Raw genomic sequence first — 6399 nt, 5'->3', positions numbered from 1 at the left:
GCCGCTTCAAGTCCAAGTTCGCCCCGCAGTGGCGTGCCCGTTACCTGGCCGCGCCCGGCGGCGTGCACCTGCCGGCTGCACTGCTTGATGCCACCCGGCTGATCTCGCTGGATCCGCGCCGCCACGATTGACCCTGGTGGGGGATCCGGCATGGATCCCCCACCGCACGCGTCACCGCGCCGGCAGATGCTCCAGCAACGTCTGCGCCAAGCGATCGTAATCGCCCTTGAAATGATGGTCGCCCGGCAGTTTCACCACCTGCGCATTGCCTCCCGGCAGGTCCGGGCACAGCGCATCATCGTCGTCCTCGCCATACAGGCACAGCGTCTTGCCGACCGGCAACCTGGCGATCTCCGGCGCGATCGGCAGGCCGTCGCCACCGCCGCCCAGCCAGTTGCTGACATGGAACTCGTAATCGGCGGTCTTGCCCACCGACATCAGCCCGATCATCGCCACGCTGTCGCGCATCGCCGGTGACAACTGATTGATCGCCGCCGGGAGCACGTCGGCGCCCTGCGAGAAGCCGACCAGCACCACCCGCTTGCGCTGCCATTGCCGGCTGTAATGCGCGGCAATGCGCTCGAGGTCGCGGGCGAAGCCCTGCGGATCACGGGCGGTCCAGAAATAGCGCAACGAATCCACGCCCACCACCGACACCCCGCCCTCGCTGAGGGCGGCGGCCACTTCCTTGTCCAGCCCGGCCCAGCCGCCGTCACCGGACACGAAGATCGCAAACGTGTCGCCCGGCTTGCTGGACGGCACTTCGATCACCGGCAAGCCCTTGAGGTCATCGGGCGGGGGCGCCAGGCTCACCCCCTTCTGCGCACCGATCACCTGCGCCGCCGCCAGCAGCCCGGGCAGGTCGCCACCCTCTGCGCTGCGCTCGAACTGTCGGCCCATGCTCACCTTGCGCACGAACGCGGCTGCATCGCCGACCTTGCAGCGTGCGTCGCCGGCAGCGTTCAGCCACGGGAAATTGAGGTCGGCCGGTTGCAGTCGGCCGTGGCTGACGCCGGCCCCGCAGACCATGCGCTCGCGCGCCCGGTCCGGACAGAAGTCGGTGGTCAGCAGGCCGGCGAAGACCTGGGTGTCGGCCTGCGCAGCCACCGCATAGGCCAGCTCGGCACCTTCCCCGTCGCCGCCGATCAGCGGCAGGCGGTAGCCGGGCAGATGCAGGTAGGCCTGGAACCAGCGCGAGAAATTCTCCACATCGCCGGCGCCGAACCCGCAGGTACCGCCGCCTTCGCGGGCCAGTTCCTTGCGCAGCCGGGCGACGTCGACCTGGGCGACCAGCGCGCCCCGCGCACGCAGCGCATCGATGCGCTGACGGGTGCGTTCGTGCTCGCGGCCGCCGTCGAACCACACCACCACCCGCTGCAGGTGTCCTTCCGGCAGGAACACCGGCACCTGCTGGAACCGCCCATGGCTGACCTGCTGCGGTGTCGCGGCCGCGGCCATCGACGCCCATCCACCGATCACCAGACCCAGTACCTTCCCCCACCCGGCTCGCCGCATCGTCACGCATCCCAAAAGAGTCCCGCCCACGATACGCCGGTCCCCCGCCAACGGCATGTACACAGACTGGCAGCACCGCTCAGCCAAGCGAAGCGACCCGGGCCTCCCGCGTCGTCCGCCATTGCCGTCCGGCCACCGCCAGCAGCCACAGCACCAGCACGGCGATCACCAGCTTCTGCCCCGCGCCGCGTGGCGGACCACGCCACAGCACGTGCAGCCACAGCAGCACGAAGCACAGCCATGCCCAGGCCCAGGCCAGGCCGGCCCAACGCGACCAGCGGGGGTCGGCGCGCAGGTACCAGCTCTGCAGCAGCATCGCCACGCTTACGCACAGGAAGGCGGTGTTCGCCGCCAGCCCATGCACCAGTGGGGCCAGCAGCGGCGCCCGCTGGGGCAGCCAGCTGTCGCCGATGGCCACACCCAGCAGGCCCAGTGCGCCCGCCCAGAACAGCCCCGGCGCCGCCCCGCTGCGCCGTGGCGAGCGACTGTCGACGTGCAGCGCGTACGCCAGCAGCATGATCGCCAGTGCCAGCGCGCCATAGGCGCACCGCAATGCCAGGCCCCATGGCCCGTGCAGGTAGAGGCTCAGCGTGGCCTGCACCCAATCCAGGTCCTGGCGGACCCATTGGGTCCACAGCGCCGTGGCGATGAACACCACCAACGCGAGCATGGCCAGCAGCGCGGCCCTGGCCTGCGGCCGCGTGGACGAGCGTGCCGAGGCGCCATCATTCATCGGCGCCGTACTCAGTCGATCGCATCCGGATGACGCAGCGTCCACGCCGCCAGTGCGGCCCGGTAACGCTGCAGCTCATCGCTGTACAGATCCAGCACGCACAGCGGGCAGCCGCTGCCGCAGCACTCGTTCGGGCCGGGTTCTTCCGGTGGCTGCGGGCGTGGATCGGGGTCGGGAAGCGCGACGAGCTCGGACATGGGCATCAAGGGGGCGGAGAGCCACCATTATCCAATGCGGCGGCGCAGGTTGGCGCGCGCCGCGCCGTCCAGCCGCTGGTGGAAGAACCCGCTCAGGAAGATCCGCGGCTTCAGCAGCAGCTGCTTGAGGAAGCGGCGCCGGTTGAGCCGGAACAGGAATCCTGGCACATGGCCGGCATATTCCTCCGCAATGCCCTGGTCGTAGGCATCGAACACCGCCGCCGGCGCGCCGAGGATGGCCATGTCGCAATCCAGGAACAGCGCCGCTTCGGCGTCGATGTCGGTTGCGGCCAGCGCGCCATGCCGGGCAGTCAATTCGATCAGCTGCACCACCCGCGCCACGTCGATGCCCTCGGCGGGCAGCCAGCGCAGGATCGCTTCGCGCGCCAATGCGGCAGAGCGCGCTTCGTTGTCGCTGCGCCCGGCGTCGTAGATCGCATCGTGGTACAGCGCGGCCAGCTGCACCTCGCGCGGCTGCTGCCAGCCCGGGCCGTCGGCAACCGCCTGGCAATGCTGCAGCACCGCCTGCACGTGCGAAAAGTTGTGGTATGCCCGCGGCGGCATCGCGTAGGCGGCTTCCAGGTCGGCCTGCATCGCCGCCGGCAGGGGCATCGGTTCAAAGCGCATGGGCAAACAGTGACGGCCGCCGCGGCAACTGGCAAGCGGATCGTCATTGGCGGTTTTTTGACCAGCCACGCGCCACGCCTGTTGTACGGCGCGTGCGCGTGCTTATCCACAGGTTTGCCCGGGGCTGATCCACACCGGCTGTGGATGGCCGATCGGGCCGACAAGCGGCACCCCATCCTCCCGGCCCAGGCCTAGACTGGGGCGGCTACGTCGGTATCCCTGCGAGGTAAACGCGATGTCCGCCTGGAGATTCCTGCTGGTGCTGACCCTGCTGGCAGCGGCGGTGGTGCCGCTGTCAGCCGGTGCGGCAGAACCGGCCGCTGCGGTGTCGCCTGCGCCCCCGCCGCCCCCCACCCCGGAACAGATTCTTGCCATTCCCCCCGAACTGCGCGCACTGCTGCAACAACGGGTGATCGCCCCGAGCTTCTCGCGCGAACAGCGCGTACAGCGGTTGGTGCATCTGATCTTCGACGACGACGGCATGCAGCTGTCCTACGACCCCTACGCCACCCACACCCTGACCGAAACCTGGCAGACCCACCGCGCCAACTGCCTGTCTTTCACCCTGCTGTTCGTGACCCTGGCGCGCGCGGCCGGCATCGACGCGCGCGTGCAGGAAGTGGCCCAGGTGGTCACCTGGTACGAGGACCAGGGCGTGATCTACAACGTGGGGCACGTCAACGCGGGGGTGACCCTCAATGGCAACACCGCCGTCGTCGACCTGGACCGCAACGTGCTCTACGACCGCTACGGTCCGCAGCCGATCGAGCAGAAGCGCGCGCTGGCGCACTTCTACAACAATCGCGGCGCGATGTGGATGGCCGACGATCTGGCACAGGCCCGCACCTATCTGCAGGCGGCATTGGCGCTGGACCCCACCTTCGTCGCCGGCTGGAACAATCTGGGCGTACTCGACGCACGCAGCGGCAATCTCGCCGAGGCCGAGCGCGACTACCGCACCGCGCTGACGCTGCAGCCGCGCAACGCCGCCAGCCTGACCAATGCCAGCGCGCTGTATCGGCGCCTGGGCGACACCCGCCAGGCCGCGCAGTTGGCCAATCGCCTGCAGCAGGTGCAACGCGGCGATCCGTTCGCACAGTTCCGCTTCGGCAACGAGGCTGAGCAGCGCCAGGACTACGCGGCGGCCGTCGGCTATTACCGCCGCGCGGTGAGCCTGTATCCCACCGCGCACCCGTTCCACTTCGGGCTGGCGCGGGCGTACTTCCTGGCCGGCGACAACGCACGGGCGTCGAAGGAGATGGCCCGCGCACGCGACCTGGCCGGCGACAACGCCGATGTGCTCAAGGCCCAGTACCAGGCCAAGCTGGACAGCCTGAACCGCTGGCGCCAGCGCAGCGCCGCGGTCAACTGAGCCGGTTTCAGGCCTTTTTGAGGAAGCAGGTCTTCAGGACCAGACCCTTGATCTTGTCCGAATTGCCTTCGATGTGTTCGGCGTCATCGTCGACCAGGCGGATGTTGCGGATCACCGTGCCCTGCTTGAGCGGGATCGACGAGCCCTTCACCTTCAGGTCCTTGATCACCGTGACCGTATCGCCGCCGGCCAGCACGTTGCCATTGCTGTCGCGCACCACCAGCGCCTCACCGCCGGCCTCGGCCGCGGTCCACTCATGCCCGCAGTCGGCGCAGATCCACAGCGCGCCATCGGCATAGGTGTTTTCCAGGGAGCATTGCGGGCAGGCAGGAGCGGTGGACATGGTGAGGCCTTCGTAAACTGAACAACCCCTATTGTAACCGCCCGGCCCCCCGGCCCTTGCACCGCTGGCCCGCTTGCCGCAAAGTGCGCGCCCCCTGACCTCCGGCCCGGCCTGCATGAAAATCGGCATCGACTTTGGCACCAGCAACTCCGCCGCCGCTGCGGTGGTGGACGGCAGGGTGGTGCCGATCCAGTTCGGCCAGGCCGAGCAGTTCCGCACCACGGTGTATKTCCCGGAGGTGATGCGCGACCCGAACGATTTCGAGCTGACCCCGGCGCTGGAGCACGAGCTGGCCCGCCTGATCGACGCGGCCGCACGCGATGCGCGTGCCGCCGGCCAGGAGCGCGCGCCCGATGCGCTGCGCCGCGAAGCCCTGCGCGTGGTGCGCCGGCAGTGGATGGAAGAGCAGATGCGCGCCCCGCTCACCTCCACCAAGCTGCTGCAGAACGCCGTCTACGGCGACGATGCGCTGGAAGCCTACTTCGAAGAGAACGAAGGCAACCTGGTGCAGAGCCCCAAATCGATGCTCGGCTACAACCTGCATCCGCGCGCGCGCCAGACCATCACCGGCATCGCCACCCACATCCTCGAACACATCCGCCTGACCGCGTCACGCCAGCTCGACCGGCCGGTACGCACGGCCACGCTGGGCCGGCCGGTGCAGTTCCGCAGTTCGATCGGCGCAGCCGGCAACGACCAGGCGCTGGAGATCCTGCACACCGCGGCGATCGCCGCCGGTTTCGACGACGTCGATTTCCTCGAGGAACCGGCGGCGGCGGCGATGCATTACCACGCCGAAAGCACGCAGGAACACGAGGCGATCGTGGTCGACATCGGCGGCGGCACCACCGACATCGCGCATGCGCGCGTGGGCGGCACGCAGGCACCGAAGATCCATCGCGCCTGGGGCATCGCGCGCGGCGGTACCGATATCGACCTGGCCCTGAGTCTGGGCGCATACATGCCGCTGTTCGGTCGCGGCGTGAGCCGTATCCCCGCCCACCACTACGTGGAGGCGGCGATGGTGCAGGACATGACCCGGCAACGCGATTTCCGCCAGCACAGCTACCGCGACGCCGAGCAGCCGTGGGGCAAGCGCATGCAGGCGCTGCAGGACACCGGCAACACGGCGCGCCTGTACCGCGAGGTGGAACGCTGCAAGATCGCGCTGAGCAGCACCGCCGCGCACGACAGTGCGCTGGATTTCATCGAGCGCGGCATGGCCGTGCAGGTGGAGCGCGCACGCCTGGAAGCCTCTGCGGGCAACTACCTGGGCGAACTGCGGACGCTGCTGGAGCAGGTCCGTGCCGACATCGGCCACGATCCGGCGGCGGTGTTCCTCACCGGCGGGATGTCGCGCGCCGGTTATCTGCAGGATGCGGTGGCCGCTGCATTCCCGGGCGCGACGCTGGTGCGTGGCAATCCGTCCTTCGGCGTGGTGCATGGGTTGGCGTGGGCGGCGGCTGATTGAATCCGAGGCGCGTCTGGAGCCGTTGGTTTCGCTGGCATGGTGCGGGGGTGTGGGTGGCCCGGACACGCTGCACGTACGTCCCTGTAAGCTCGCAGGCGCCATCCCTGGCGCCTGACGGTCCCGGCCCCCACACCCCCCGCC

Annotated in this window: 7 protein-coding genes; 2 read left to right on the top strand and 5 right to left on the bottom strand. The window is 69.1% G+C overall.

The window, feature by feature from the left end; translation table 11 throughout:
• Positions 1-171: 171 nt before the first annotated feature.
• From AC1DQP_RS14845 to AC1DQP_RS14830, 4 genes are all read right to left on the bottom strand, one after another.
• The gene (locus AC1DQP_RS14845; RefSeq protein ID WP_457319400.1) at positions 172-1515 is read right to left on the bottom strand and encodes a virulence factor family protein; all 1344 of its coding nucleotides are present in this window, start codon (positions 1513-1515) and stop codon (positions 172-174) included.
• A 79-nt stretch (positions 1516-1594) separates the two neighbouring features.
• Positions 1595-2248 (bottom strand): DUF998 domain-containing protein, encoded by a 654-nt coding sequence (locus AC1DQP_RS14840; RefSeq protein WP_478051892.1) that lies wholly within the window; start codon positions 2246-2248, stop codon positions 1595-1597.
• 11 nt (positions 2249-2259) lie between these two features.
• Positions 2260-2445: an oxidoreductase-like domain-containing protein gene (locus AC1DQP_RS14835; RefSeq protein ID WP_256775882.1), complete on the bottom strand. Its 186-nt coding sequence runs from the start codon at positions 2443-2445 to the stop codon at positions 2260-2262.
• Positions 2446-2472: 27 nt separating this feature from the next.
• Positions 2473-3072 (bottom strand): HD domain-containing protein, encoded by a 600-nt coding sequence (locus AC1DQP_RS14830; protein ID WP_478051891.1) that lies wholly within the window; start codon positions 3070-3072, stop codon positions 2473-2475.
• A gap of 235 nt (positions 3073-3307) precedes the next feature.
• Here AC1DQP_RS14830 and AC1DQP_RS14825 point away from each other — a divergent pair, with 235 nt between their 5' ends.
• Positions 3308-4444, top strand: coding sequence for a tetratricopeptide repeat protein (locus AC1DQP_RS14825; protein ID WP_256775880.1), 1137 nt, complete (start codon positions 3308-3310; stop codon positions 4442-4444).
• Positions 4445-4451: 7 nt separating this feature from the next.
• Here AC1DQP_RS14825 and AC1DQP_RS14820 read toward each other — a convergent pair whose 3' ends face one another.
• Entirely contained in the window at positions 4452-4787 is a 336-nt protein-coding gene (locus AC1DQP_RS14820; RefSeq protein ID WP_478051890.1) for a zinc ribbon domain-containing protein YjdM, read from the bottom strand.
• A gap of 115 nt (positions 4788-4902) precedes the next feature.
• Here AC1DQP_RS14820 and AC1DQP_RS14815 point away from each other — a divergent pair, with 115 nt between their 5' ends.
• Positions 4903-6258, top strand: coding sequence for an Hsp70 family protein (locus tag AC1DQP_RS14815; RefSeq protein ID WP_478051889.1), 1356 nt, complete (start codon positions 4903-4905; stop codon positions 6256-6258).
• The last annotated feature ends 141 nt before the right edge of the window (positions 6259-6399 follow it).

This window comes from Stenotrophomonas sp. P5_A8, from assembly GCF_056400545.1.
This window is presented reverse-complemented; position numbering and strand designations above follow the sequence as displayed.